Annotated in this window: 1 protein-coding gene and 1 pseudogene; both read left to right on the plus strand. The window is 44.4% G+C overall.

The genetic code is table 11. The annotated features are described in order from the left end of the window. The first annotated feature begins 86 nt into the window (after positions 1 to 86). The gene (locus HMPREF3182_RS02800) at positions 87 to 449 is read left to right on the plus strand and encodes a YadA-like family protein (RefSeq protein ID WP_062485348.1); all 363 of its coding nucleotides are present in this window, start codon (positions 87 to 89) and stop codon (positions 447 to 449) included. A gap of 335 nt (positions 450 to 784) precedes the next feature. Further along, positions 785 to 3,263 (plus strand): annotated as a pseudogene (locus tag HMPREF3182_RS02805) (hypothetical protein); the annotation flags it as partial.

Consider the following 3,263-nt stretch of genomic DNA (forward strand, 5'->3'; position numbering starts at 1 on the left):
AGCTATCGGTTGGAATGCGTTGTCGAGAGGCGGAGCTTTTGCTTCCGGAAGCGGCGCGGTAGCCGGCGGCAGCAGGTTCGGCCGCTTTGGCAGCTTTGCATCCGCTGGATTTCGATCCCGATGCGAAATGGAATGTAGCCGCCTCGTACGGCACGTACGGGCATTATCAGGCGTATGCGTTGGGAGCGTATTATCGTCCGAGTGAAAGTTCCATGGTCAGTGTCGGCGGCACGATCGGTTCCGGTGCCGATGCGATGAATGTAGGGCTGAGCTTTAAAGTCGGTAAGGGCAATTTGAATCATATCAGCACGTTACGCATGGCTATGGCAAAAGAAATTCAGGAATTACAACGTAAAAATGAAGTGATGCGGAAACAAAATGAAGCGGCTAATGATCGTATTGCACAATTGGAACAACGATTGGCTGCCTTGGAGGCACGCTTGAAATAAGATCATGTATATGAAACCAATTCCTTTCTCTAGGAGATAGAGAGAGGAATTGGTTTTTGTTTTACCGTTCATTAGTGGGGAATATCTATATATAATGGTTGGTTAGCAGGGGGGAAGAATTATCATTTGGTTGACAAAGAAAACAGAATTAGAGTATAGTAAAATAAAGTATTTATACAATTTCCTTGACGATAAAATATATTTATAATTGTAATGATATAGATGAAATGTAAAAAATCAGGTAAAACTCATGCTATTTTTATGTTGCATAGAGAATGAAAATAAATCGATGTTCGAATGAGTTTTGTAGTTGGGAGACATATAAGGAGGTCATTATGAAACGAATCGGGAAAAAAGTAGCTATACTGCTTGCTGTGATGGCTTTAACAGGCGGTTATGTGCATACGGCGTCTATGACAGCACAAGTTACGGCGGCATCACCGGAGGAATTACAAAAAAGTGCATGGGAAAAACTATTGGCAAACAAAGCAGGAGAGTTGACAGAAGAAGAAAAAAACTCACTTAATCAAGTCTTTAACAATATTAGCACTTGGGACCAATATATCCGCTTATATTCTACGTATACACAAGTTATCGGTGGTGATAATCATGCCGTTGATAGTAACTCTATACAAGGACGAGCTGTATATGGCGGTAATCATCAATATGTTTCTGATGCGGCCGCAACTATCGGGAATGATGGAAACAATTTTGGCTCAAATGCTGTCGCTATTGGATATCAACCAACCGCATTCGGGGAGAATGCGATTGCTATGGGAACAAATTCAGTGGCTTTTCCTCTTCGGGCTACCCAAATTGGATCGTCGAATGCGATTGGTGCTGCAGCATGGGCAGGGAATTTAGGGAATGCTTATGGAGCATTTGCAAAAGCTATGGGAACGGGCAGCATTGCTATCGGTGTACAATCCAGTGCGGGAGTACCGGATATAAAGAGATATTTATTGGGGGGAGGAAAAAATCAGTATGAGTATCAACCCTATTTTTCACAATTGCAGGAAAAATACCCTGATGTTTTTGGTGCAGTTAATCCGGCTGAAGATTCATCAGCGAGATCAGAAAGAATTGGAAAATTGATTTTTGAGCATTACAAAGAATATTTTTCGAGTATTAAAATTTCATCTTTTGATGTATTAAAAGCAAGAGTGACGGAGTGGGAATCTGTACTACAGCAATTAGGATGGCATATGGTGTTGTCTAAGGATGGAAGCGACTATACTACGGCATTGGGATTCCGGTCTGAAGCTACAGCAGCCGGGGGTGTTGCTTTGGGTGCATTTTCTGAAGCCGATCGCGGGACAGTAACTGTAAAAGCCCCGTTCAGTGAATTTGAATTAACCAATCAAAATACGTTGGGGGCTGTATCTGTCGGGAATAAAACGCACGGGCGACAACTTATTAATGTGGCTGACGGGACAGAAGATACGGATGCGGTCAATTTGCGGCAGCTTAAAGCATTGAATAAGAAAGTTGATGGTAAGAAGGATATTCATTTCTTCTCTGCCAACGGGAGTGACTCCGGTATTAATTATGATAATCAAGGTGCAAGAGCCGGATATACTACGGCGGTCGGACCGGATGCTATGGCAACGGAAGAAAATTCGCAAGCGTTCGGGTACAGAGCAAGAGCGATAGGTCACTCAAGTATTGTATTCGGTGTGGAAAGTACGGCATCGGGCGCCAGAGATATTGCGATCGGTTACGGTTCACATGCGGTCGGTTCGGATAATACGAATACGTCATGGAACGATACGATAGCTATCGGTTGGAATGCGTTGTCGAGAGGCGGATCGTTTGCTTCCGGAACCGGAGCGGTAGCCGGCGGCAGCGGCAGTGTGGCACTCGGAGCGGGCGCTTATGTCGGTACGAAGTGGCTTGATGATGAAACGCAAAAGGCACAAAATGTTAATAAGTGGGTTTTGACACGAAGCTTTTTGGATAAGGGATTGAGAGATGAATTGAAAGCCAAATTCCCCGAAAAATTTGCAGAATGGGAACGAAGAGCGAAAAACATGCCTGCTGCTATGGGCAGTGAATATTTGGAGCAAAAACTCCGTACGTTGGCGATGGAACAACTTCCGCAGATGACTTCTCCGTCTATGAAAAATACAATGAAAGACATGGAGAGCAGTATTGCTATCGGTCGTCGTACCAAAGTATACAGTGCGTCCGCCATAGCAATCGGTTCGGAAGCGAAAGTAGGAGAAAATCTTGACGGTGCAATTGCGTTGGGCAATCAGTCCCTTGCTACCCGTAATGCCGGTATTTTCGGCTACGACCCGACAAGTGATGCAAAAACATGGACGGACTTTAAAAAGGCACATCCGGAAGCAGGTATCGGTGCGGCACGAGAACAGGAAATTCAACGTGAAATGAACGCCCTTTCAGATGAAGTCGCTCAAATGGGACCTACATATCAAGCATGGGTGGATAAAGAAAAATATCCCGATAAATATTTGGATGAGCGTAAAGCCTATGCAGAAGCTAACGGAAATACATTGAACGGAAACAATGAATGGGTGGAATGGGTTCTCCATGCACGTAATGAACAACAAAAATTGTGGAACAAAGGACAAGAGTTGACCAATAAATATAACAACTTACAAAAAGAATTGAATGGCGGAGCCAACTTAGGTAAAGGTGCATGGGTCGGAAACAAAGCGGCACTGGCTATCGGTAATGAAGAAGACGGAGTTACCCGCCAGATTACGGGAGTGGCTGCCGGTACCAAGGATACCGATGCGGTCAACGTGGCACAGCTCAAAGTATTGAATACGAAAGTAGACAAAGTAGCGG

Source organism: Megasphaera hutchinsoni (assembly GCF_001553405.1).
Classification (GTDB): Bacteria; Bacillota; Negativicutes; order Veillonellales; family Megasphaeraceae; genus Megasphaera; species Megasphaera hutchinsoni.